This is a genomic window from Streptomyces sp. NPDC100445 (genome assembly GCF_044759735.1).
Lineage (GTDB): Bacteria > Actinomycetota > Actinomycetes > Streptomycetales > Streptomycetaceae > Streptomyces.
The window spans coordinates 147,958-170,891 of the sequence record NZ_JBIVZV010000002.1 but is presented as its reverse complement, the minus strand read 5'-3'; the positions used below and the strand labels follow the sequence as shown (position 1 = coordinate 170,891).

17 protein-coding genes and 1 tRNA gene are annotated in these 22,934 nt (G+C 72.8%); 5 read left to right on the top strand and 13 right to left on the bottom strand.

Annotated elements, in window-relative coordinates:
- Positions 1 to 51 precede the first annotated feature (51 nt).
- Together ACIQVT_RS06115 and lepA are read right to left on the bottom strand one after the other, a co-directional pair.
- Positions 52 to 1,926 (bottom strand): AMP-dependent synthetase/ligase, encoded by a 1,875-nt coding sequence (locus ACIQVT_RS06115; protein WP_403748301.1) that lies wholly within the window; start codon positions 1,924 to 1,926, stop codon positions 52 to 54.
- Positions 1,927 to 2,189: 263 nt separating this feature from the next.
- Positions 2,190 to 4,064: a translation elongation factor 4 gene (gene lepA / locus ACIQVT_RS06110; RefSeq protein WP_403748297.1), complete on the bottom strand. Its 1,875-nt coding sequence runs from the start codon at positions 4,062 to 4,064 to the stop codon at positions 2,190 to 2,192.
- A gap of 225 nt (positions 4,065 to 4,289) precedes the next feature.
- Here lepA and rpsT point away from each other — a divergent pair, with 225 nt between their 5' ends.
- Together rpsT and ACIQVT_RS06100 are read left to right on the top strand one after the other, a co-directional pair.
- Positions 4,290 to 4,556, top strand: a complete 267-nt coding sequence (gene rpsT, locus ACIQVT_RS06105; protein ID WP_031158784.1) for a 30S ribosomal protein S20 — start codon at positions 4,290 to 4,292, stop codon at positions 4,554 to 4,556.
- 328 nt (positions 4,557 to 4,884) lie between these two features.
- Positions 4,885 to 5,625, top strand: a complete 741-nt coding sequence (locus ACIQVT_RS06100; protein ID WP_403748292.1) for a class I SAM-dependent DNA methyltransferase — start codon at positions 4,885 to 4,887, stop codon at positions 5,623 to 5,625.
- An 18-nt stretch (positions 5,626 to 5,643) separates the two neighbouring features.
- Here the strand turns inward: ACIQVT_RS06100 and holA are convergent, their stop codons facing one another.
- The 7 genes from holA to leuS form a co-directional block, all read right to left on the bottom strand.
- Positions 5,644 to 6,633: a DNA polymerase III subunit delta gene (holA, locus tag ACIQVT_RS06095; RefSeq protein WP_403748288.1), complete on the bottom strand. Its 990-nt coding sequence runs from the start codon at positions 6,631 to 6,633 to the stop codon at positions 5,644 to 5,646.
- A gap of 315 nt (positions 6,634 to 6,948) precedes the next feature.
- Positions 6,949 to 7,194 (bottom strand): hypothetical protein, encoded by a 246-nt coding sequence (locus ACIQVT_RS06090; RefSeq protein ID WP_403748286.1) that lies wholly within the window; start codon positions 7,192 to 7,194, stop codon positions 6,949 to 6,951.
- A gap of 63 nt (positions 7,195 to 7,257) precedes the next feature.
- Positions 7,258 to 9,957, bottom strand: a complete 2,700-nt coding sequence (locus ACIQVT_RS06085; RefSeq protein ID WP_403748282.1) for a ComEC/Rec2 family competence protein — start codon at positions 9,955 to 9,957, stop codon at positions 7,258 to 7,260.
- 86 nt (positions 9,958 to 10,043) lie between these two features.
- The gene (locus tag ACIQVT_RS06080; protein WP_403748279.1) at positions 10,044 to 10,841 is read right to left on the bottom strand and encodes a helix-hairpin-helix domain-containing protein; all 798 of its coding nucleotides are present in this window, start codon (positions 10,839 to 10,841) and stop codon (positions 10,044 to 10,046) included.
- 596 nt (positions 10,842 to 11,437) lie between these two features.
- The gene (locus tag ACIQVT_RS06075; protein WP_403748275.1) at positions 11,438 to 12,283 is read right to left on the bottom strand and encodes a DegV family protein; all 846 of its coding nucleotides are present in this window, start codon (positions 12,281 to 12,283) and stop codon (positions 11,438 to 11,440) included.
- A gap of 69 nt (positions 12,284 to 12,352) precedes the next feature.
- Positions 12,353 to 13,096 (bottom strand): hypothetical protein, encoded by a 744-nt coding sequence (locus ACIQVT_RS06070; protein ID WP_403748272.1) that lies wholly within the window; start codon positions 13,094 to 13,096, stop codon positions 12,353 to 12,355.
- A gap of 139 nt (positions 13,097 to 13,235) precedes the next feature.
- The gene (gene leuS / locus ACIQVT_RS06065) at positions 13,236 to 16,118 is read right to left on the bottom strand and encodes a leucine--tRNA ligase (protein WP_403748269.1); all 2,883 of its coding nucleotides are present in this window, start codon (positions 16,116 to 16,118) and stop codon (positions 13,236 to 13,238) included.
- A 401-nt stretch (positions 16,119 to 16,519) separates the two neighbouring features.
- On the opposite strand from leuS, the gene ACIQVT_RS06060 reads away from it, so the two are divergent.
- The gene (locus tag ACIQVT_RS06060; RefSeq protein WP_403748266.1) at positions 16,520 to 17,821 is read left to right on the top strand and encodes a cytochrome b/b6 domain-containing protein; all 1,302 of its coding nucleotides are present in this window, start codon (positions 16,520 to 16,522) and stop codon (positions 17,819 to 17,821) included.
- Entirely contained in the window at positions 17,818 to 19,428 is a 1,611-nt protein-coding gene (locus ACIQVT_RS06055) for an NADH-ubiquinone oxidoreductase-F iron-sulfur binding region domain-containing protein (protein WP_403748263.1), read from the top strand. Before ACIQVT_RS06060 ends, ACIQVT_RS06055 begins: the two co-directional genes overlap by 4 nt.
- Before the next feature lie 129 nt (positions 19,429 to 19,557).
- Here ACIQVT_RS06055 and ACIQVT_RS06050 read toward each other — a convergent pair.
- Positions 19,558 to 19,630 (bottom strand) — tRNA-Ala (locus ACIQVT_RS06050).
- 192 nt (positions 19,631 to 19,822) lie between these two features.
- Here ACIQVT_RS06050 and ACIQVT_RS06045 point away from each other — a divergent pair.
- Positions 19,823 to 20,980, top strand: coding sequence for a glycosyltransferase 87 family protein (locus ACIQVT_RS06045; protein WP_403749699.1), 1,158 nt, complete (start codon positions 19,823 to 19,825; stop codon positions 20,978 to 20,980).
- On the opposite strand, the gene ACIQVT_RS06040 is transcribed toward ACIQVT_RS06045, so the two are convergent.
- From ACIQVT_RS06040 to ACIQVT_RS06030, 3 genes are all read right to left on the bottom strand, one after another.
- The gene (locus ACIQVT_RS06040; protein ID WP_030653820.1) at positions 20,970 to 21,203 is read right to left on the bottom strand and encodes a hypothetical protein; all 234 of its coding nucleotides are present in this window, start codon (positions 21,201 to 21,203) and stop codon (positions 20,970 to 20,972) included. The genes ACIQVT_RS06045 and ACIQVT_RS06040 overlap by 11 nt on opposite strands.
- Before the next feature lie 3 nt (positions 21,204 to 21,206).
- Complete coding sequence (locus ACIQVT_RS06035) at positions 21,207 to 21,380, bottom strand: hypothetical protein (RefSeq protein ID WP_403748259.1); 174 nt, start codon at positions 21,378 to 21,380, stop codon at positions 21,207 to 21,209.
- A gap of 69 nt (positions 21,381 to 21,449) precedes the next feature.
- Positions 21,450 to 22,796 carry an MFS transporter gene (locus ACIQVT_RS06030; RefSeq protein WP_403749696.1) on the bottom strand — a complete coding sequence of 449 codons (1,347 nt, stop codon included), beginning with the start codon at positions 22,794 to 22,796 and terminating at the stop codon, positions 21,450 to 21,452.
- Positions 22,797 to 22,934 lie beyond the last annotated feature (138 nt).

Genomic DNA, 22,934 nt, shown 5'->3' with positions numbered 1-22,934 from the left:
CACCGCCGGGGTACGGTCCCGGCGGCGGCCCGCCGACGCCCGCCGGCGCCCTTACTGTTCCCGCGTTCCCGCGTACATCTCGTCGATGAGGTGCCGGTACTCCCGCTCGACCACCGGCCGCTTCAGCTTCAGGCTCGGCGTGATCTCACCGTGCTCCACGTCGAGGTCGCGCGGCAGCAGCCGGAATTTCTTGATGGTCTGCCACCGCTGGAGCCCGGTGTTGAGCAGCCGGACGTACTCGTCGACCATCTCCACCGTCCGCGGCGCGGCGACGATCTCCGCGTACGGCCGGCCCTCCAGGCCGTTGTCCTTGGCCCACTCCTGGATCGCGAGCTCGTCCAGGGCGATGAGGGCGGTGCAGTAGTTGCGGTCGGCGCCGTGCACCAGGATGTTCGAGACGTACGGGCACACCGCCTTGAACTGGCCCTCGACCTCGGCCGGCGCGACGTACTTGCCGCCGGAGGTCTTGATGAGGTCCTTCTTGCGGTCGGTGATGCGCAGGTACCCGTCGGGCGAGAGCTCGCCGATGTCGCCGGTGTGGAACCAGCCGTCGGACTCCAGCACCTCGGCGGTCTTGCCGGGCTGCTGGTGGTAGCCCTCCATGATGCCGGGGCCGCGCAGCAGGATCTCCCCGTCGTCGGCGATGCGCACCTCGGTGCCGGGCAGCGGCTTACCGACCGTGCCGGTGCGGTAGGCCTCGCCGGGGTTGACGAAGGACGCCGCGGAGGTCTCCGTGAGGCCGTAGCCCTCCAGGATGTGGATGCCGGCGCCGGCGAAGAAGAAGCCGATCTCCGGGGAGAGCGCGGAGGCGCCGGAGACGCAGGCGCGCAGCCGGCCGCCGAAGGCCTCGCGGAGCTTGCCGTAGACGAGGGTGTCGGCGACCTTGTGCCGGGCGGCGAGACCGAACGGCACGGAGGCGGTGCCGGTGCGCCGGAAGTTGTCCTGACTGGCCTTGGCGTACTCGCGGGCCACCTCGGCCGCCCACTGGAAGATCTTGTACTTCGCCGCGCCGCCCTCGCGGGCCTTGGCGGCGACGCCGTTGTAGACCTTCTCGAAGATGCGCGGCACGGCCGCCATGTACGTCGGCCGCACCACCGGCAGGTTCTCGATGATCTTGTCGACGCGGCCGTCGACGGCGGTGACGTGCCCGACCTCGATCTGCCCGGAGGTGAGCACCTTGCCGAAGACGTGCGCCAGCGGCAGCCACAGGTACTGCACGTCCTCGACGGTGACCAGCCCGGTCGCCGCGATCGCCCGCGCCATGTACGCCCAGTTGTCGTGCGGCAGGCGCACGCCCTTGGGTCGGCCGGTCGTGCCGGAGGTGTAGATCAGGGTGGCGAGCTGGTCCCGTGTGATCGCGCCGACCCGCTCCTTGATCAGCTGCGGATGGGTCTCCAGGTAGGCGTTGCCGCGCTGCTCCAGCTCGGCGAGGGTGGTCACCCAGTCGTTCGTCTCGACACCGGCCGGGTCGACGACGACCACCTTGATCAGGGCCGGCAGCTCGGCGCGCCGCTCCACGGCCTTGGCGAGCTGGGCCGCGTCCTCGGCGATCAGCACCCGGCTCTCGGAGTCCGCGAGGATGAACGCGGACTCGTCCGCATTGGTCTGCGGGTAGACGGTGGTGGTCGCGCCGCCGGCGCACATGATGCCCAGGTCGGCGAGGATCCACTCCACGCGGGTGGACGAGGCGAGCGCCACCCGCTCCTCGGGCTGGACGCCCAGCTCGAGGAGGCCGGCCGCGATCGCGTACACCCGGTCGGCCGCCTGGGCCCAGCTCAACGACTTCCAGTCGTCGGGTCCCTGGCCGGAGGCCGGCGGCACGGGGTAGCGGTAGGCCTCGGCGTCCGGTGTGGCCGCGACGCGCTCCAGGAAGAGGGCCGCGACGGACGGCGGACGGGTCTCGATCAGGGTCTGTGTGTCGCTCACGACATCCTCCGGGGGCCCGCGACGGTGCGGCCGACTCGGTGCGGCTGGGTTAACTCACAGTGGGGGTTCGAGTTGCTTGTTTAACTCGCGAGTAACTATCGAGCAGGGATCAGAGTAAGGGGCGACCGGCCGCTGCGTAAGAGGCATCGGCCTGTCACTTTCCCCTCATCGTGACGCTCCGCACGCACGGGGGCCCGCCGCGCTTTCGCACGGCGAGCCCCCAGGTGTCCGTTCTTGCGGGCGTCACCCGCTGTTACCTCTGGTTACTTCTTGCCCTTGACCGGCCCCGCGCTGTCATCGCTGGACAGGACGGCGATGAAGGCTTCCTGCGGAACCTCCACGGAACCCACCATCTTCATCCGCTTCTTGCCTTCCTTCTGCTTCTCCAGCAGCTTCCGCTTGCGGGAGATGTCACCGCCGTAGCACTTGGCGAGGACGTCCTTGCGGATGGCGCGGATGGTCTCACGGGCGATCACCCTCGAGCCGATGGCGGCCTGCACCGGCACCTCGAAGTTCTGCCGCGGGATCAGCTCCTTGAGCTTGGCGACGAGCCGCACGCCGTACGCGTACGCCTGGTCCTTGTGGGTGATCGCCGAGAACGCGTCCACCTTGTCGCCGTGCAGCAGGATGTCGACCTTGACCAGCGAGCTGCTCTGCTCACCCGTCGGCTCGTAGTCCAGCGAGGCGTAACCGCGCGTCTTGGACTTCAGCTGGTCGAAGAAGTCGAACACGATCTCCGCGAGCGGGAGGGTGTACCGGATCTCGACGCGGTCCTCGGAGAGGTAGTCCATGCCGAGCAGGGTGCCGCGCCGGGTCTGGCACAGCTCCATGATCGCGCCGATGAACTCGGTGGGCGCGAGGATCGTGGCCCGCACGACCGGCTCGAAGACCTGGTCGATCTTCCCCTCGGGGAACTCGCTGGGGTTGGTGACGGTGATCTCGCTGCCGTCCTCCAGGATCACGCGGTAGACCACGTTGGGGGCGGTGGCGATCAGGTCGAGGCCGAACTCGCGCTCCAGCCGCTCCCGGATCACGTCCAGGTGGAGCAGGCCGAGGAAGCCGACGCGGAAACCGAAGCCGAGGGCGGCGGAGGTCTCCGGCTCGTACACCAGCGCCGCGTCGTTGAGCTGGAGCTTGTCCAGCGCCTCGCGCAGCTCCGGGTAGTCCGAGCCGTCGAGCGGGTACAGGCCCGAGAAGACCATCGGCTTCGGGTCCTTGTATCCGCCGAGCGCCTCGGTCGCGCCCTTGTGCTGGCTGGTGACGGTGTCACCGACCTTGGACTGACGGACGTCCTTCACACCGGTGATCAGATAGCCCACCTCGCCGACGCCGAGGCCGTCGGCCGGCAGCATCTCGGGCGAGTTGGTGCCGATCTCCAGCAGCTCGTGGGTGGCGCCCGTCGACATCATCCTGATGCGCTCACGCCGGTTGAGCTGGCCGTCGATGACACGGACGTACGTCACGACACCGCGGTAGGAGTCGTAGACCGAGTCGAAGATCATCGCGCGGGCGGGCGCGTCGGCGACCCCGACCGGCGCCGGGATCTCCTTGACGACCTTGTTCAGCAGCGCGTCCACGCCGAGGCCGGTCTTCGCGGAGACCTTGAGCACGTCGTCCGGGTCGCAGCCGACCAGGTTCGCCAGCTCCTCGGCGAACTTCTCCGGCTGCGCGGCCGGCAGGTCGATCTTGTTCAGCACCGGGATGATCGTGAGGTCGTTCTCCATCGCCAGGTAGAGGTTGGCGAGGGTCTGCGCCTCGATGCCCTGGGCGGCGTCGACCAGGAGGACGGTTCCCTCGCAGGCCGCCAGCGACCGCGAGACCTCGTAGGTGAAGTCGACGTGCCCCGGGGTGTCGATCATGTTGAGGATGTGCGTCGTGCCCTGGTCGGGGCCCTCGGTCGGGGCCCAGGGCAGACGCACCGCCTGGGACTTGATCGTGATGCCGCGCTCGCGCTCGATGTCCATCCGGTCGAGGTACTGAGCACGCATCTGCCGCTGCTCGACCACACCGGTCAGCTGGAGCATCCGGTCGGCGAGCGTGGACTTGCCGTGGTCGATGTGCGCGATGATGCAGAAGTTGCGGATCTGAGCCGGGTCGGTACGGCTCGGCTCGGGCACATGGTTAGGGGTCGCGGGCACGCAGGGTCCTGTCTCTTGAGGCGCCTTATGCCTCGGGTCGGATCGATACGTAGTCTCCATGGTCCCACGCGGAGGGACCGGGAGCCGTTTTGGGCCGCCCGCAGGGCCACTGGTACTGTAGATGGCTGTGCCTCATGCCCTCTCAGCGCGAGGCGCGACAGACAATTTTGGATCACCGGAGCGGGACCCCTGCGGCCCCGCTCCTGAACCTGAAAAGGCTCCTTCGTGGCGAACATCAAGTCCCAGATCAAGCGGATCAAGACCAACGAGAAGGCCCGGCTGCGCAACAAGGCCGTCAAGTCCTCCCTGAAGACCGCGATCCGCAAGGCTCGCGAGGCCGCTGCCGCGGGTGACGTCGAGAAGGCCACCGAGCTCCAGCGCGCTGCCGCGCGTGCGCTCGACAAGGCCGTCTCGAAGGGCGTCATCCACAAGAACCAGGCCGCCAACAAGAAGTCGGCGCTCGCTTCCAAGGTCACGACCCTCAAGGGCTGAACCTCCTCTTCGATCTGACCGCCGGAAGGACCCAGAGCGGGCCCTCTCTCTCCGCTCCCGTCCGGCATCCCGAGCCTGTACGCGGCCTGCGTTCGCCACGCGGGTACGGGCTCACCAGTTTTCACCGGGACCCCGGTGCCCTCCCTTCCCCAGGGCGGGCACCGGGGTCTTCGGCATGCCCCGGCCGATCTCCGCGGTGGGGCGCCCGTCGGGGGCGGTGGTCGGGACCGGTGGTCGGCGCTGGTGGTCGGGACCGGTGCGAGGTGCCGGCGCCGGTGGAGGTAAATGTGTCGACAGCGTCCCCGCGCGCCCGGCAGAGTGTCCGCCCGTGACGAGCAGCGAGCTGTGGACCCGTGCGACCGCCGACCGCTACGACGCCGAGGACGCCGAGATGTTCTCGGCCCCTGTCCTCGGACCGACTCTCGCCTTCCTCACCGAGCTCGCCGGAGACGGCCGGGCCCTGGAGTTCGCCATCGGAACCGGCCGGGTGGGCGTCCCGCTCCGGGAACGCGGCGTGCCGGTGGTGGGCATCGAGCTGTCCGAGCACATGGCCGCGGTCCTGCGGCGCAAGGTCGACGAGGACAGGCTCCCGGTGGTCGTCGGAGACATGGCCACGACCGTCGTCCCCGGCGAGTTCGCCCTGGTCTACCTCGTCTACAACACCATCACCAACCTCCTCACCCAGGACGAGCAGGTCGAGTGCTTCCGCAACGCGGCACGTCATCTGGAGCCCGGCGGCCGTTTCGTCGTCGAGCTGGGCGTGCCGCCGCTGCGGCTGCTGCCGCCCGGCCAGACCGCGGTGCCGTTCGACGTCTCCGAGCGGCATCTCGGCTTCGACACCTTCGACCTGGTCGAGCAGATCCTCGTCTCCCACCACTTCACCCGTGACCTCGACGACGGCCGCTACCGCCGCGGCAGCTCCCGGCACCGGTACGCCTGGCCGGCGGAGCTCGATCTGATGGCACGGATCGCCGGGCTGGAGTTGGAACGTCGTGTCGCGGATTGGCACGGGGCGCCGTTCACCCAGGACTCCACGAAGCACATCTCCGTGTGGCGCAAGCCGGCCTGAGGCCGCCGGTCCGCCTCCTCAGCCCCGGCCCCGGGACCGCGCCGCCCGGGCGATCGTCACGACCGCCTTCTCCAGGGCGTACCCCGGGTCGTCGCCGCCGCCCTTCACACCCGCGTCGGCCTCGGCGACCGCGCGCATCGCCAGGGCGACACCGTCGGGCGTCCAGCCCCGCATCTGCTGCCGGACCCGGTCGATCTTCCACGGCGGCATCCCCAGCTCACGCGCCAGGTCCGCCGGCCGCCCCCCACGCGCGGAGGACAGCTTCCCGATCGCCCGCACACCCTGCGCCAGCGCGCTGGTGATCAGCACGGGGGCCACTCCCGTCGACAGCGACCATCTGAGCGCCTCCAGCGCTTCCGCCGTCCGCCCCTCCACGGCCCGGTCGGCGACCGTGAAGCTGGAGGCCTCGGCCCGCCCGGTGTAGTACCGCCCGACCACGGCCTCGTCGATCGTGCCCTCCACGTCGGCCACCAGCTGCGACACCGCCGAGGCCAACTCCCTCAGGTCGCTCCCGATGGCGTCGCAGAGCGCCTGGCACGCCTCCGGAGTGGCCGACCGCCCGGTCGCGCGGAACTCCCCCCGCACGAAGGCCAGTCGGTCCGCCGGCTTGGTCATCTTCGGGCAGGCCACCTCCCGCGCACCGGCCTTGCGCGCGGCGTCCAGCAGCCCCTTGCCCTTGGCGCCACCGGCGTGCAGCAGCACGAGGGTGATCTCCTCGGCCGGCGAACCGAGGTACGCCTTCACGTCCTTGACCGTGTCGGCGGACAGGTCCTGCGCGTCGCGTACGACCACGACCTTGCGCTCGGCGAAGAGCGACGGGCTGGTCAGCTCGGCGAGGGTGCCGGGCTGGAGCTGGTCCGGGGTGAGGTCACGTACGTCCGTGTCGGCGTCGGCGGCCCTGGCGGCGGCCACCACCTCCCGCACGGCACGGTCGAGCAGGAGATCCTCCTGGCCCACGGCAAGGGTCACCGGGGCGAGAGGGGCGTCGTTCGCAGTTTTCCTTGCCATCGCCCCAAGCATCCCACGCGGCACCGACAAGGGACCGGCCCGAAGACCCTGACCGGCCCCTGACCGGTCCCCGACCCGACCCCGAGCCGGGCGGTCACCGGCCCGCTCCCGCGTCCGGTCGGCGCGGCTCGACGTGGCCGAGCCCTCGCAGGGCTGAGCATCCCGGCCACCGACCCGTGCGTGGCGGCCCTTCCTGGCGGAAGGCTGGGGGCCGCCCTCGGTGGCGCGCCGGGCGGCCCCCGCCTTCCCTGACGGCGTCACCCGTCCCTGCCCCCACCCGGCACGGCACCGGGCAGACGTCGACCGCCGCCAGGTTCACGGCTCCTCGCGCCAGCCCTCCCACTCCCCCGCGAACGCGTCCAGCTCGGCGGGGTCCAGCCGCTCCTTCTCGTCCCGCAGGACCACCAGCCACTGGGCGTCCTCGGCATCGTCCTCACCGGCCAGCGCGTCCCGGACGAGCCGCGGCTCCTCATCGATCCCGAACCGCTCCCCGAGCGCCTGCGCCGCCTCCTCGGCGGCATCGCGGTCGGGCAGCACCAGCACATGTCTCACATCGCTCACGGCCCCATTCTCCGGCACCGACCACGCACCGAACCGCCGGCTCAGCCCCGCCCCCGAGGCCTGTCAGCGTTCTCCCATCACCCGCACCTCCCCTTTCCTCCCTCCCGTGCCGCCGACCGCGAGCGCGCCGTCCCGGTCGGTGCGCAGCACCACCGCGCCGCCGGCCTTCAGCGCGGCCACGGTCGTCGGTGCCGGGTGGCCGTACGGGTTGTCCACGCCGGCGGAGACGAGGGCCACCCGGGGTGCCACGAGCCGTATCAGCTCCGGGTCCTGGTAGGCCGAGCCGTGGTGGGCCACCTTCAGGACGTCCACCCCGGCCAGCCCGGCCGCCGCCGGGGATCTCAGCAGCGCCTGCTGGGCCGGGGGTTCGAGGTCTCCGAGCAGGAGCAGCCGCAGGCCGCCGGTGCGTACGAGCAGGGCCACGCTGGCGTCGTTCGGGTCCTCAGGTTCCGGGAGGGCGCCCGGCCGGGACGCGGCCGCGGGTACTCCGGCGGAAGAACGTGGGTTCCCCGGTGGCCACAGGACCCGCCAGGCGAGCGGCCCGGTGCGCCGCTCCTCTCCCGCGACGGCTGTCGTGACCGGGATGTGCCGCTCGGCCGCCTCCCTCCTGACGAACTCGGCCTGCCCCGCCGGTTCCGCGAACCCGGTGGTCTCGATCGCGGCCACCGACCGGCCCCGCAATACCCCGACCAGTCCCGCGACGTGGTCGGCGTGGAAGTGGGTGAGCACCAGCAGGGGAATCCTGGTGATGCCCAGCCGTGTCAGACACCGGTCGACCAGCACCGGATCGGGTCCCGCGTCCACGACCACCCCGGCGCCGTCCCCGGCGGCCAGCACCGTCGCGTCCCCCTGTCCGACATCGCACATCGCGAACCGCCACCCCGGCGGCGGCCAGCCGGTGATCACGCGGGTCAGCGGCGCCGGCCGCGTCACCAGCAGGACGAGCAGCACCCCGAGCACCCCGCACCACCACGGGTGCCGCAGCAGTCTCCGGCCGGCCAGGACGACGACCACGGTGACCGCGGCGAGCAGCAGCGCCCCGAGCCAGCTCCCCGGCCAGTCCACGCCCGCGCCGGGCAGCGCGGCCCCGGTCCTGGCCACCCCCGCGATCCAGCCGGCCGGCCAACTCGCGCCCCACGCCAGCGCCTTGGCCACCGGCATCGCCACCGGTGCCGCCGCGAGCGCCGCGAACCCCAGCACCGTGGCCGGTGCCACCGCCAGCTCCGCCAGCAGGTTGCACGGCACCGCCACCAGGCTCACCCGGGCCGACAGCACCACCACGACCGGCGCGCACACGGCCTGTGCCGCGGCTGTGGCCGCCAGGGCCTCGGCGAGCCGCGGCGGCACCCGGCGCCGCCGCAGGGCCGCGCTCCAGCCCGGGGCCAGCACGAGCAGCGCGCCGGTGGCGAGGACGGACAGCAGGAAGCCGTAACTGCGGGCCAGCCACGGGTCGTAGAGCACCAGCAGCAGGACGGTCGTGGCCAGCGCCGGGACCAGCGATCCGCGGCGCCCGGTGGCCAGGGCGAGCAGGGCCACCGCGCCGCAGGCGGCCGCCCGCAGAACGCTGGGGTCGGGCCGGCACACGATGACGAAGCCCAGTGTCAGGGCGCCCGCGAGCAGCGCCGTCGCCCGCAGGGAGAGTCCGAGCCGGGGGGCGAGCCCACGGCGCTCCGCTCGTCGGGCCAGGCCCGGTGGTCCGATGAGCAGCGCGAGCAGGATGGTGAGGTTGCTGCCGGAGACCGCGAGCGTGTGCGCCAGGTCCGTCCGGTCGAAGGCGTCGTCCAGCTCGGGCGTGATCCGTGAGGTGTCCCCGACGACCAGCCCGGGCAGCAGCTGACGAGCGTCCGCGGGCAGGCCGTCGGTCGCCTCCCGCAGGCCTGCTCTGAGCCGTGCCGCCAGTCGTTGCGGCCCGTTCGGTCCGGCCACGATGCGCGGCTCCGGCCGGCCGCGCACCCGCAGTACGGCCGCGGTGGGATCGCCGCCCGCCGACGCGGGCGCCAGCCGCGCGCTCAGCCGAAGCCGCGTGGACGGCGTCAGCCCCAGCCAGGCCGCGCGCCCACCGGATCCCGAGCGCCCACCGGCCTCCCCGCCTCCCGCAGGCCTCCCCTCTCCGCCGGGCCCCCCACTTCCCGCAGACCCTCCTTCTCTGCCAGACCCCCCGCCTCCGGCCCGCCCTTCCTGTCCGGCGGGCGGTGGTGCGGGGCCGCTGCCGTCCCCGGCGCTTCCCTCGGGCGCCGGGACGTCCGTGTCGACGAGCAGCAGCACGGGAGTGCGGATGCGCACCCGCTTCCCGTCGGCCTCCTCGACACCCTGGACCTCCGCCCGGGCCAGCACGGCCACGGGCGCCGCGTGATCGCCCCGCACCCGTGGCCTGCTCAGCCAGGGGTCGCCGGTGATCTCGATGTCGGCGGTCACGGTCGCGGACCTGCGGGCCAGCTCGGGCACCGGGCCACGCCGGACGTCCGCTCCGTGCAGCCCCGCGGAGACGGCCGCCGCCGCCGAACAGAGAAGTACCGCGGCGACGGCGGCACGGGCCCACCCGAACCGGCCACGCCAACGTCCACGTCCACGCCACCGAAGCGACAGCAGGGCGACGCCACCGGCCAGGCACACGACCGCGAGCACGGTCACCCGGGCCGGGGGTGCGTCCAGGGTGAGGGCCGCCGTCGCCCACGCCGCGAGCGCGGGCGGCACCAGGCGCAGGTCCAGGGGGTCCGCCCGGCCGGTGTCCGGCGTCGCGAACCCCTCGGAGCCCGGCGCCACCACGGTCCCTTCCGGCTTCGCCCGCTCTTCGAGCACCGCCGGCCCCGCCGGGTGAGTACGCACGTCCGTCCCGGCCCGCGCGGCGCTCACAGTCGTACCAGGTCGCGCAGGTCGGTGAAGCGGCGGTCGCCGATGCCGTTCACCTGGCGCAGCTCGTCCACGGAGCGGAAGCCGCCGTGCTGGGAGCGGTAGTCGATGATGTGCTGGGCCAGCACCGGACCGACGCCGGGCAGGGCGTCGAGCTGGTCCGCGGTGGCGGTGTTGAGCGGGACCGGGGGCGTGGGGCCCGCGCCCGCCGCTCCGGAGAGCGGGCCGGTGGCCGGACCCGCGGGCGCCCCGGCAGCGGCTCCACCCCCGCCCCCGGGACCGGCCCCGGCCCCCGCGGTGCCGACGACCACCTGTTCACCGTCGACCAGGAAGCGGGCGCGGTTGAGGCCTTCCGTGCTGACGCCCGGCCGTACCCCGCCCGCCGCCCGCAGCGCGTCGGCCACCCGGGCGCCGGCCGGCAGCCGCCGGATTCCCGGCTCGCGGACCTTGCCGCTGACGTCCACGACGATCTCCGCGCCCGGTGTCCCCGACGGACCGCCGCCCGCCACCACCGCGGCCTCGGCGTTCCTCTGGTGCTGCGGTGCCTGCGCACGTACCACCCGGGGTGCGCTCACGGGCTGGGGGCGGGCCGCCCAGAAGTGCTGCACGGCGAAGACGGCGGCGACCACGAGCAGCACGGCCAGCGCCAGGACTCCCCGCCGCTCGACCGCGTACCGCGCCTGGAGCCATACCGGCATCCGTTCCCGCAGCGCCAGCCCGGCCCGCTCCCGCCGCCCCGGGACCGCGTCCCCCAGGTCCCCGCCGTCCTCGAAGTTCCCCGATTGCCGTGCATCCACCGATTCCCTCTCGGCGTCCGGGTTCTGGGGTTCCGCCGTCCCGCTTCCGCCCCTCCCGCCCAGCTCCGGCGTGGTGCCGGGGAGCGGAGTCGGCCCAGCAGCCGACACGGGTGCCGCGGTCGTGGACCGGGGCACCACCAGGTTCGGCAGGACCGCCGGCCCGGTCTCCGTCGTCGATGGCGCCGAACCGGTCGGGGCCGGTGGTGCGTTCCCCGACTCCCGCCACGGCGTGGCGTGTTCGCCGAAGAGGAGTTCCGCGCGGCGGCGCAGTTCCTCCGCCGGTGCGGGCGGGCGGGGGCGCGTGCCGCCACGCCCGTGGCCGTGCCCGCGGCTGTGGCTGTGGCTGTGGCCGACGGGGCGCCGGTGGCGGACGCGGCCGTCGGAGGCCGGGGAGCGGCCGGGGCCGCTGGTCGGTGTCGCCGTGCGTGGACGTGATCGAAATGCCATGCCACGAGGATGCGGCAGTCCACCGAATCGCGATGATCTTGGTCAATTCCCGTGGACGACGGCCCTGTTGTGGAAAACTCCGTCACCCGGACGAGTGAAGCGTCTCCGCCGACCACGACCGCGCAGGGTCCCGGCGGCCGGTACGGAGGTCAGCGGGGAGAGACGACCGCGCCCAGCAGCCCCGGCCCGGTGTGCGCGCCGATCACCGCGCCGACCTCGCTGACGTGCAGGTCGGCCAGGCCGGGGACGCGTGCCCGGAGCCGGTCGGCGAGCGCGGCGGCACGGTCCGGGGCGGCGAGGTGGTGGACGGCGATGTCGACCTCGGCGCCGGCCGCCCGCTCGGCGGCGAGTTCCTCCAGGCGCGCGATCGCCCTGGACGCCGTGCGCACCTTCTCCAGCAGCTCGATCCGCCCACCGTCCAGCTGGAGCAGCGGCTTGACGGCGAGCGCGGAACCGAGGAGGGCCTGCGCGGCCCCCATCCGGCCGCCCCGGCGCAGGTAGTCGAGGGTGTCGACGTAGAAGTGGGCGGAGGTGCCAGCGGCCCTCTTCTCGGCGGCCGTGACGGCCTCGTCCACGGTGCCGCCGGCCGCGGCGGTCTCGGCCGCGGTGAGGGCGCAGAAGCCGAGCGCCATGGCGACCATGCCGGTGTCCACCACCCGCACGGGCACCGGAGCCTCGCGCGCGGCGAGGACGGCCGCGTCGTAGGTGCCGGACAGCTCGGCGGATAGGTGCAGGGAGACGATGCCGTCGGCGCCGGACGCGGCGATCCGGCGGTAGGTCTCCGCGAACACCTGGGGGCTGGGCCGCGAGGTGGTGACGGAGCGCCGCTTCTGGAGCGCCTGGGCCAGGGAGCGGGTGGAGATCTCGGTGCCCTCCTCGAGGGCCCGGTCGCCGAGGACCACGGTCAGCGGGACCGCGGTGATGCCGTGACGCTCCATCGCCCGGGGCGGCAGGTAGGCCGTTGAATCGGTGACGATCGCGACATGGCGGGACATGAGCTGGAGGTTACCTGGCGGGGAGCGGGTGCGGCAGCCCGGCCCGTACGACGCGGGCCGGCGGTGTGCTCATGTGGTCTTCTCCGGGCGGGACTTCTTCTGCCAGGGGAAGGCGGTCCGCGCGGGCGCCGGGGCGATCGCCTCGGGGGCCGGCGCGTCGGTGGGACGTGCGCCCGGCCCGCGGGGCCAGGTCTGTTCCGTGGCCGGGCCGTCGGCCCCGGAGGGGGCCGGTGCTTCGGGCCACTGCGGGGGCACCCCGGCGGGCTCGGCACGCGTCCAGTGGCGCAGGGCGCCCGCTTCCATGTCGATCTGGTCGCTGAGGCTGCCCAGGTCGTCGTCGGCGAAGCGGCGGGCCCGGTCGCGGACGGCCCAGCGCAGGGAGTCCGCGGAGCGGGTGATGCGCTCGGTGCGTTCGCGCAGCCCGGGCAGGCGCTCGGCGAGCGTGGCGCGGTCCGGCTCGGACTCCAGGCGTTTGAGGTCGGCGTCCAGTTCGTGGCCGTGCGCGCTGAGCCGCTGGAACAGGCCGAGGGACTCCTTCAGCGACGCGTCCTCGGCCGCGCCCGCGTCCAGCGCGTCCTGCGTGGCGCGCATGGAGGTGCGCAGCGCGAGCCGCAGCTGGGCGATCTCACCGGCCGGGCCGGTCTGGGCGAAGGACTTGGCGCGCAGGGTGTGGTCCTCCACCGTGCGGCGGGCCTGCGCGATCGTCCGGTCGACCCCGCGCCTGGCGGCGCCGACCACTCTGACCGTGGCGTACACGCCCAGGGCGACGAAGAGCAGGAAGAGCAGGGCGAACACGGTGATCACTACTTCCATGACGCTCCTCCTGGGGCCGGTACGGCGGGCCGCCGCCCTCTCCACGGTAAACGCTACGGGCAGGTGCGGAGTTCCGCCGGAACCCCGAACCTGCCCGTAGGGGACTACCCGGACGCCGGTCGCGTCCGGTAGCCGGTGATCACGCCGGGACGATGTTCACCAGCTTCGGCGCCCGCACGATCACCTTGCGGATGCCCGCGCCACCCAGCGCCGCGACGACCTTCTCGTCCGACAGGGCCGCCTTCTCCAGCTCCTCGTCGGAGATGGCGGGCGGCACCTCCAGACGCGCCTTGACCTTGCCCTTGATCTGCACGACGCAGGTCACGGTGTCGTCCACCACGTACCGCGGGTCGGCTACGGGGAAGTCCCGGTGGACGACCGAACCGGTGTGGCCCAGCCTGCGCCACAGCTCCTCGGCGATGTGCGGGGCCAGCGGCGCGACCATCAGCACCAGCGGTTCGGCGACCGAGCGCGGCACCGGGCCGCCCGCCTTGGTCAGGTGGTTGTTCAGCTCGGTGACCTTGGCGATGGCGGTGTTGAAGCGCAGGCCCTCCAGGTCCTGGCGGACGCCGTCGACGGCCTTGTGCAGGGCGCGCAGGGTCTCCTCGTCGGGTTCGGCGTCGGTGACGGTGACCTCGCCGGTGTTCTCGTCGACGATGTTGCGCCACAGCCGCTGGAGCAGCCGGAACTGGCCGACCACGGCGCGCGTGTCCCACGGGCGGGAGACGTCCAGCGGGCCCATGGCCATCTCGTACAGGCGCAGGGTGTCGGCGCCGTACTCCGCGCAGATCTCGTCCGGGGTGACCGCGTTCCTCAGGGACTTGCCCATCTTGCCCAGCAGGCGGCTGACCTGCTCGCCCTCGTAGTAGTAGGAGCCGTCGCGCTCCTCCACCTCGGCGGCCGGCACCGCGATACCGCGGCTGTCGCGGTAGACGTAGGCCTGGATCATGCCCTGGTTGTACAGCTTGTGGAACGGCTCGGCGGAGGAGACGTGTCCCAGGTCGTGGAGGACCTTGGACCAGAAGCGGGCGTACAGCAGGTGCAGCACGGCGTGCTCGGCGCCGCCGACGTACAGGTCGACGCCGCCGTGCGGGCGGTCCTCGCGCGGACCCATCCAGTACCGCTCGATCTCGGGGTCGACCAGCCGCCGGTCGTTGTGCGGGTCCAGGTAGCGGAACTCGTACCAGCAGGAACCGGCCCAGTTGGGCATGGTGTTGGTCTCGCGGCGGTACTTGCGGGGGCCGTCGCCCAGGTCCAGGGTGACGTGCACCCAGTCCTCGTTGCGCGACAGGGGCGTCTCGGGCCGGGTGTCGGCGTCGTCCGGGTCGAAGGTGCGCGGGGAGTAGTCCTCGACCTCGGGCAGCTCCAGCGGCAGCATCGACTCGGGCAGCGGGTGGGCGACGCCGTCCTCGTCGTAGACGATCGGGAAGGGCTCGCCCCAGTAACGCTGGCGGCTGAACAGCCAGTCGCGCAGCCGGAAGTTGACGGTGCCCTCGCCGATGCCCTTCTCCCGCAGCCACTCGGTGATGCGGGCTTTCGCCTCGGTGACGCCCAGGCCGTCCAGGGACACGTCGGCGTTGGCGGAGTTGACGATCTTCGCGTCGTACGCGGCGAAGGCGTTCTCCCAGGCGGAGGTGTCGGTGCCGCGGCCGTCGGTCGGCTCGACCACGCAGCGGACCGGCAGCTCGAAGGCGCGCGCGAACTCGAAGTCGCGGCTGTCGTGTGCCGGGACGGCCATGATCGCGCCGGTGCCGTAGCCCATCAGGACGTAGTCGGCGATGAAGACGGGGACCTGCTCGCCGTTGACCGGGTTGGTGGCGTACGCGCCGATGAAGACGCCGGTCTTGTCCTTGGCCTCGGCCTGCCGCTCGACGTCGGACTTGGCGGCGGCCTGCGCGCGGTAGGCGGCGACGGCCTCGGCCGGGGAGGTGTGGCCGCCGGTCCACGCCTCGCGGGTGCCCTCCGGCCAGGCGTCGGCGGTGAACTTCTCGACCAGCGGGTGTTCGGGGGCCAGCACCATGTAGGTCGCGCCGAACAGGGTGTCCGGGCGGGTGGTGAAGACCGTGATGCGCTCGCCGTCGATGGGGAAGCCGACGCGGGCGCCCTCGCTGCGGCCGATCCAGTTGCGCTGCTGGAGCTTGATGGCCTCGGGCCAGTCCAGCTCCTCCAGGTCCTCCAGCAGCCGGTCGGCGTAGGCGGTGATGCGCATGTTCCACTGGCGCAGCTTGGACTTGAAGACCGGGAAGTTGCCGCGCTCGGAGCGGCCGTCCGCGGTGACCTCCTCGTTGGCCAGCACGGTGCCCAGGCCGGGGCACCAGTTGACGGGCGCGTCGGAGGCGTAGGCCAGGCGGTACTCGCCCAGGATCTCGGCGCGCTCGGCGGCGGTCAGCTCGCTCCACGCGCGCGTGGTGCCCGGAACCGGCCGTTCACCGGACTCGAAGAGGGCGATCAGCTCGGCGATCGGGCGGGCCTTCCCCGCCTCCTGGTCGTACCAGGAGTTGAAGATCTGGAGGAAGATCCACTGGGTCCACTTGTAGTACTCCGGGTCGATCGTGGCGAACGACCGGCGCTTGTCGTGGCCCAGGCCCAGCCGGCGCAGCTGGGCCTTCATGTTCTCGATGTTGGCCTCGGTGGACACGCGCGGGTGCGTGCCGGTCTGCACGGCGTACTGCTCGGCGGGCAGGCCGAAGGCGTCGAAGCCCAGGGTGTGCAGGACGTTGTGGCCGGTCATCCGCTGGAACCGGGCGTAGACGTCGGTGGCGATGTAGCCCAGCGGGTGGCCGACGTGCAGGCCGGCGCCGGAGGGATACGGGAACATGTCCATGATGAACTTCTTGGGCCGGGCGACCAGCTCGGGATCGCCCGCCAGGTCGCCCTCGGGGTTCGGCGCCGCGTAGGTGCCGTCGGCGTCCCAGAAGTCCTGCCAGCGTGCCTCGATCTCGGCCGCCATGACGGCCGTGTAGCGGTGCGGCGCCGTCTCCGCCGGCACGGCGGCGGTGGCAGCGGGGTTCGTCTCGCTCATGATCCTCAAAGCTCCATCGATCGTCTCTGCCCGCGGAAATGAAAAAGCCCCTCGCACAGGAGGGGACGCCGCGCCGATGCCGACCTCACGGCTGACCGCCGGGTCGGTACTGATCAGCGCGGCCCGCTAAGCAGAAGGCGTACGGCACGCATGGCGTTAGGGTACCGCAGCGCTTGAGCAAGCGGCGACGCGCTTGCGTATGGCTGAGGGACATGTCACGCAGCCCGCCGGAACTGAATGAAGGTCAACGATGACCGGGCGTACCGTCCCCACGGGAGACCCCTCCCGTCGCCCGGTCCGTCGACGACGACGTGATGACTCAAACCCCGTACTGATCGGTATGGCGCCACCTAGAGTGCGGCAGCGGGACCGCTTTCCCGAAACTGCTCGGAGTTGCCCCCATGAATTCTCGCCGTAGTACCAGTTCGCTCCCCAAACCGGGCCGCTCGGCCTATGGGGTGGCGTCCGCTGTCGTCCTGCTGCTGATACCCGTGTCCGTGCTGGTCGGAGGCAGCCAGTTCCGTGAGTTCCTGAACTTCGGCGCGGGCGTGCTGTCCCTCGTCTCGCTGAGTTCCTCGGTGATCTGGGGTCTGTTCGCCCAGGACCGGATCTTCCTGAACACCCGGCAGCGGATCGTCGGCCAGGCGGTGCACCGTACGACCGCGGTCGCCTCGATCGCGTTCCTGCTGCTCCACATCACCGCGAAGATCGCCCTCGGCCACACCCGGCTGATCGCCGCCCTCGTCCCGTTCTCGCTCGGCGTCACCGGCATCGCCGGCCTGATCGGGCTGGGGTCGCTCGCCGGCCTGCTGATGATCTTCGTGGGCGTCACCGGCGCGCTGCGCAGCAACTTCGCCGCCCCGGCCCCGGTCGCCGCCCGCTGGCGGGCCATGCACATGCTGGCCTACCCGGCCTGGTGCGCGGCGCTCGTCCACGGGCTCTACGCGGGTCGCGCGGCCAAACCCGTCTTCGTGATCCTCTACAGCGTGTCCCTGCTCGGCGTGATGGGCGCCCTGGCGCTGCGCGCGGCCCCGCGGCCGGTCAAGCGGAAGGTCGCCGACCGACTGGTGGCGCTGTTCGGCAGCTCCGAGCGGTTCGCGGCGGACGAGCTGGAGGCGAGCCGCTCCCGGGCGGCCGAGTCGGCGCTGCCCGGTCAGGGCGGCCGGCGCGAGGCGCGGCGGTCCGCCGGTCCGGCGCCCGCCGGCGCGCCGCTGTACCAGTCCCCCGCGGACCCCGCGCCGGATCCCGCGGCGGGCTTCGCGGCGGCCTATCGCGCGGTGTCGACGCCGGGCATCCCGGGCGGGGCGTTCCCGGGCAGCCCGTACGTGCCGGGCCAGACCGCCCGCATGGACCTGCCGCTGGATCTCCAGCCCACGCAGGCCGTCCCGCGCGTGGACGGCCCCTCCAGCACCTCGGGCAGCTGGCCGGTCCCGTCCCCGCCGCCGGTCGGCGAGGCCCCGCCGTCCGCCTACGATCCGCTCCAGGACACCGGATACACCATCCCGGTCTACGGCAATCCGGGCGTCGGCGGGTACGGCGGAAGTGACGTGTACGACACCGGTGAGACAAACGGCCCCTATGGCGCGTACAACCCGAGTGACACGTACGACAGCGGTCCCGCCACCGAAACGCTGCCCGGCACGTCCTACGACACGCCGGGCTCGGGCGAACCTTGGAACACGCCTTCCGGAGGCTTTAAGTGAACGAGGCCCTGCCCGACGTCCCCGAGGTCCGCGTGGTCGGGCTTCCGCAGCTCACGTCGGGCTTCGACCTTGTGGAGCGACTCGACCTGCCCATGCACCTGAAGGTGCACGGGCCGCTCGACCCGCTGGGCGGCGAACAGCTCGCCCAGCTCTCCGAACGCATCAACCTCCGGGGCCGCGGCGGCGCCGGCTTCCCCTTCCACAGGAAACTGCGCTCGGTCGCCGAGGCGGCGATCAAGCGCGGGGTGCGACCGGTGGTCGTCGTCAACGGCAGCGAGGACGAGCCCGCCTGCCGCAAGGACACCGTGCTCATCAACCGCGCCCCGCACCTGATCCTGGACGGCGCGCTGCTGTGCGCGGAGGCGCTCGGCGCGCGCACCCTGGTCATCGGGGTGACCCGGGAGTCCACGCAGCGCTCCATGGAGGCGGCGCTCGCCGAGCGGGGCCTGAGCAACAGCCGTAGGTCAGTGCTGCGCGCGTGGGTGCAGCGCAATCCGGTGCGCATGGTCACCGGCGCCGCGGCCTCCCTGATCCGCTCGGTCGACGGCGGCCCGGCGATCCCGCCCGGGCGCAAGATCAGCGCCTCGCAGAGCGGGGTCGGCGGGGCGCCCACGCTGCTGTCGAACGCGGAGACGTTCGCGCAGCTGGCCATCGCCGCCCGGATCGGCCCGGAGCGGTACGGCAACACCGGTCTGTACGACGAGCCGGGCACCGTGATGCTCACCGTGTCCGGCGCGGTCGCCCGCCCGATGGTGATCGAGGTCCCGACCGGCGTGCCGCTGCGGTACGTGCTCCAGCTGGCGGGTGCCCCGCCGGTGCCGCAGGGCGTGCTGACGGGCGGCTACCACGGCAAGTGGATCGACGCGGCGACGGTCGACGAGGCGGTCGTCTCCCGGAACTCGCTGGACGCGGTGGGCGGTTCGCTGGGCGCCGGGGCGATCCTGCCGATCAGCCAGGACACCTGCCCGCTGGGCGAGTCGCTGCGGGTGGCGCAGTGGCTGGCCGAGGAGAGCGCCGGCCAGTGCGGCCCCTGCTACCTGGGGCTGCCCGCCGCCGCGCGCGGCCTGGAGGACATCCTCAACGGCGGTGGACCGGCCGCCCTGGAGGCGCTCAAGCAGGTCGCGAAGAACGTCAAGCGGCGCGGGGCGTGCTCCCACCCGGACGGTTCGGCGATGTTCCTGGAGTCGACCATCAAGGCGTTCACCGACGACCTGGCCGCCCATGTGCTCGGCAACGGCTGCGGACGGCCCGTGGCGGGCGTCCTGCCGCTCTTCGAGGGAGGCAGGGGCCCCGCGGGCATCCCGGGCGGCGCCGAGCCGGAGGACAGCGGCGGCAGCCGGCAGAAGATCCACGTGGACTGGACGCTGTGCCGGGGGCACGGACTGTGCGCGGACATCCTCCCGGAGGTGTTCGAGCTGGGCGCCGACGGCTTCCCGACCGTCGCTCAGGCGCAGGTGCCCCGGTACGCGGAGGCGAAGGCGCTGCGGGCGGTGCGCCGCTGCCCGGCGCTGGCGCTGCGCATCGAGGAGGACACGCGCGGGCAGGCGCCGGCGCGCAATCTGCCGGTCCTCTCCCAGGGACGCGGTCGGCGGGCGCTGGGTCGCTGAGCGCACGGCGACGGCGGGCCCCCGCGGCCGGGGGCCCGCCGTCGCCGTGCGGGGGTCCCGTGGGGCGCGGCAGCGGGCGCAACACGCCGAAGGCGGACCATCCGTGGGATGATCCGCCTTCGATTGCTGTGGAGCTAAGGAGAATTGAACTCCTGACCTCCTGCATGCCATGCAGGCGCTCTACCAACTGAGCTATAGCCCCGTACCGCGTGCGGTGCGACCGCGTGTGGTGCGTTCCGCCGGGCTTCCCCGGCGGCGACGCCAACATTACACGGTCCGCGGGGTGCGGTACCACACCGGTTTCCACTCCGTCCCGGTCAGCGCGGTATTGTCCGGTTTCGTGCCCGTGATCGCGTTCTCCGCAGCCCGCCACCGGACGCCGGTCGCCGCGGGCATGTGCCTGCTGTCGTTCACGGCGTTCTGGGCCGCGCAGCGGGCCGCGCGGGTGTCGATGGTCGACCTGATGGTCTACCGCGCCGAGGGCGCCGCGGTGCGCGCCGGCGGCGACCTGTACGCGCTGCGGGCGACGGCCGAGCACCTGCCGGCCACCTACCCGCCGTTCGCCGCCCTGCTGTTCACACCGCTGCCCCTGCTGGACGCGGGCGTCCTGCGCGCGCTGGCGACGGCCGGGAACCTCGTGCTGCTGCTGGCGTTCGTACGACTGTCGCTGGAACTCGTCGGCCACGCGCGCGTGGAGGCCGTCTGGTGGGTCGCGGCGGTGGCCGTGTGGTGCGAGCCGGTGTGGACGACCCTGCGCTACGGCCAGGTCAACCTGCTCCTCGCGGTCCTGGTCCTGTGGGACCTGACCCGCCGCCCCGCCGGCGGCTGCGACCGCTGGAGCGGCGTGGGCCTGGGGCTGGCCGCGGCGGTCAAGCTGACGCCCGCGCTGTTCCCGGTGGTCCTGCTCGTCACGGGCGTCGCGGTCCGGCTGCGGGGCGGCGACGCGGGGCCCCGGCTGCGGCACGCGCGCGGGGCGGCCGTCTCCTTCGCCGCGGCGACCCTGCTCGCCGTGGCGGTCCTGCCGTACGACTCCTGGCGGTTCTGGACGGACACGGTGCTGCGGACCGGGCGGGCCGGCCACGCCGAGGGCACCGCCAACCAGGCCCTGCGCGGCGTGCTGGCCCGTTTCCTGCACACACCGGAGCCGGGAACGCTCTGGGCGATCTGCGCGGCCCTGACGGCCGTCGTGGGCCTCGCGCTGGCCGTACGGGCGGAGTTGCGGGGCGGGCGGGCCCGGGCGGTGTGCGGCTGCGCCGTCACCGCCCTGCTGGTCAGCCCGGTCTCCTGGACGCACCACTGGGTGTGGTGCGTGCCCGTGGTGCTGTTCCTGTGGACGCGCGGGCACCGGGTGGCGGCCCTGGGCACGCTGCTGGTCTTCTGCTCGTACGCCCCCTGGTGGGTGCCCCACGGCGCCGGCCGCCCGGAACTGCGCCTGACGGCGGCCGAATCGGTGCTCTCGGCCCTCTACTGCGCGACCGGCGCGCTCTTCCTCGCCCTGGCCCGGACACCGTCGCCCGGGGCCGGGTCCGGTGCGGTCCGGGTCACGCCGTGACGAACTGGTAGAACCTCTTGAGCGTGCAGTGCTCCTCCAGGAGCCGGCCGTAGATCGGCTCGCCCTCCAGTTCCCTGTACGTCTCGATCGGGTCGCCTTTTATGATCAGCGCCCGCGCGCACTCCTCGCACCAGTACTGGTAGTCGGGATTGATCGGCTCCATGTCCCGGACGATCGGTGTCCCGCTCCCGCACCAGTCGCACTTACGCCTGTGTGCCCCCATCGATCAGCTCCAGCTGTGGCCGCAGGCCGTGCACACGTAGGAGATTCCGCCGTTGTCGCCGAGGACCTGCGCCACGTGCGCGGAACCGCAGGAAGGGCAGCTGAGCCGGGTGGTCGTGTCCCGTATCAACGCGGCACCGAGGAGGTGGCCCACCTCCTCGAGCATGCTCGCAGGCATCGCTACTCCCTCCCGTCGGGCAGCGCCCCCTTCCGGCCGTTTGATTCTGCCACGGCCGGACCAATACGGTCAGCGACGCCTCAGTACCAGTCCGGACACAGCGCCCGCCGCCGCCGTTCCGGCCAGCGCGCAGGCGCACACCCAGAACGCCTCCGCGGAGCTATACGACAGCGGACCCCCGGACGACTCAAGCCGGTTCAGGAACAGTGTGCCGAACGCCGCCACGCCGATCAGCTGCCCGAGCTGCGAGACGGTCGACAGCAGGCCGCCGGCGTCCGCCGCGTCCTCGGGCCGCACGGTCGCCAGCGCGCCGGTGAGCGTCGGACTGAAGGCGAGCGCCAGCCCGGCTCCCGTGCCCGCGTACCCCGCGTACAGGGCCGCTCCCCCGTCGCCACCGCCGTGGAAGGCGAGTCCCACGACGGCGACGGACGCCGCGATGAGCGCGAACCCGGCCGGCGCCAGGTACCGCTGCCACGCGGCCGGCCACCTCCGCCAGGTGAGACTCACCACACCGAAGACGACCGCGGTCGGCGCGAACCCCAGTCCGGCCCGCAGGGGGCTGTGCCCGAGACCGGCCTGGACGTGCATGGTCAGCGCGAAGAAGAACCCGGCGTTGACCGACATCACGGCGATGATCCGGAAGACGGCCCGCCCCATGCCGGGATGCCGCAGCACCCGGGGCGTGATGAGCGGGGCGCCGCCGCGCCGGGCCAGCCGGGACTCGTAGCCGCAGAAGCCCGCGAACAGGACGGCCGCCCCCGTCAGCGACAGCCAGGACCACAGCGGCCAGTCCTCCTCCTGGCCGAGCACCAGCGGCACCGTCAGCAAGGTCACGGCGGCACCGAGCAGCACGAGTCCGGGCAGGTCGAGTGGCCGGGTCCGCTCCCGCCCGCCCGCACCGGCCGGCGGCAGGACGCGCCGGCCCAGCACCAGCAGGACGGCGCCCACCGGCACGTTGACGAGGAAGACCGGCCGCCAGCCGGTGCCGAACAGGTCGGCGTCGACCAGCACCCCACCGGTGACCTGGCCGGCCACCGCGCCGACGGCCAGGACCGCCGAGTAGGCCCCGAGGGCCCGCGCCCGGGCCTCACCGGTGAAGGAGCGCTGGATCAGGCTGAGCACCTGCGGGATCATCAGCGCCGAGCCGGCGCCCTGCGCCAGCCGGAACACGATCAGTTCGGTCGAGTCCTGCGCCAGTCCGCAGGCGAGCGAGGCGGCGGTGAACAGGGCGAGCCCGGCGAGGTGCACCCGGCCGTGACCGAGCCGGTCGCCGAGCCGGGCCCCGGTGATCAGCAGCACGGAGTAGGTGATGACGTAGCCGGCGATCACGAGCTGGAGGTCGGCGCCCGAGGCGTCCAGGTCGGAACCGATCGTGGGGGCCGCGACGTTCACGATGAAGACGTCGAGGGCCGCCATGAACAGGGCGGTGAGCAGGGCGGCGAGCAGCAGCCGGGGCCGGTTGTCAGTGGCGGGTGCTTCACTTTGTGTCACGGGTGATGCCGGCACCGCGGTCCGGAGGTCACTGTCGGTGGCGGATGATTCACTGAGGGAAGG

What these genes read in the sequence shown, in the direction of transcription:
- ACIQVT_RS06060 (WP_403748266.1), top strand. Translation starts at nt 16,520, where the DNA reads ATGAATTCTCGCCGTAGTACCAGTTCGCTCCCCAAACCGGGCCGCTCG.
- ACIQVT_RS06030 (WP_403749696.1), bottom strand. Translation starts at nt 22,796, where the DNA reads ATGGCGGCCCTCGACGTCTTCATCGTGAACGTCGCGGCCCCCACGATC.
- ACIQVT_RS06040 (WP_030653820.1), bottom strand. Translation starts at nt 21,203, where the DNA reads ATGGGGGCACACAGGCGTAAGTGCGACTGGTGCGGGAGCGGGACACCG.
- ACIQVT_RS06070 (WP_403748272.1), bottom strand. Translation starts at nt 13,096, where the DNA reads ATGGAAGTAGTGATCACCGTGTTCGCCCTGCTCTTCCTGCTCTTCGTC.
- holA (WP_403748288.1), bottom strand. Translation starts at nt 6,633, where the DNA reads ATGGCAAGGAAAACTGCGAACGACGCCCCTCTCGCCCCGGTGACCCTT.
- leuS (WP_403748269.1), bottom strand. Translation starts at nt 16,118, where the DNA reads ATGAGCGAGACGAACCCCGCTGCCACCGCCGCCGTGCCGGCGGAGACG.
- ACIQVT_RS06035 (WP_403748259.1), bottom strand. Translation starts at nt 21,380, where the DNA reads ATGCCTGCGAGCATGCTCGAGGAGGTGGGCCACCTCCTCGGTGCCGCG.
- ACIQVT_RS06075 (WP_403748275.1), bottom strand. Translation starts at nt 12,283, where the DNA reads ATGTCCCGCCATGTCGCGATCGTCACCGATTCAACGGCCTACCTGCCG.
- ACIQVT_RS06045 (WP_403749699.1), top strand. Translation starts at nt 19,823, where the DNA reads ATGTGCCTGCTGTCGTTCACGGCGTTCTGGGCCGCGCAGCGGGCCGCG.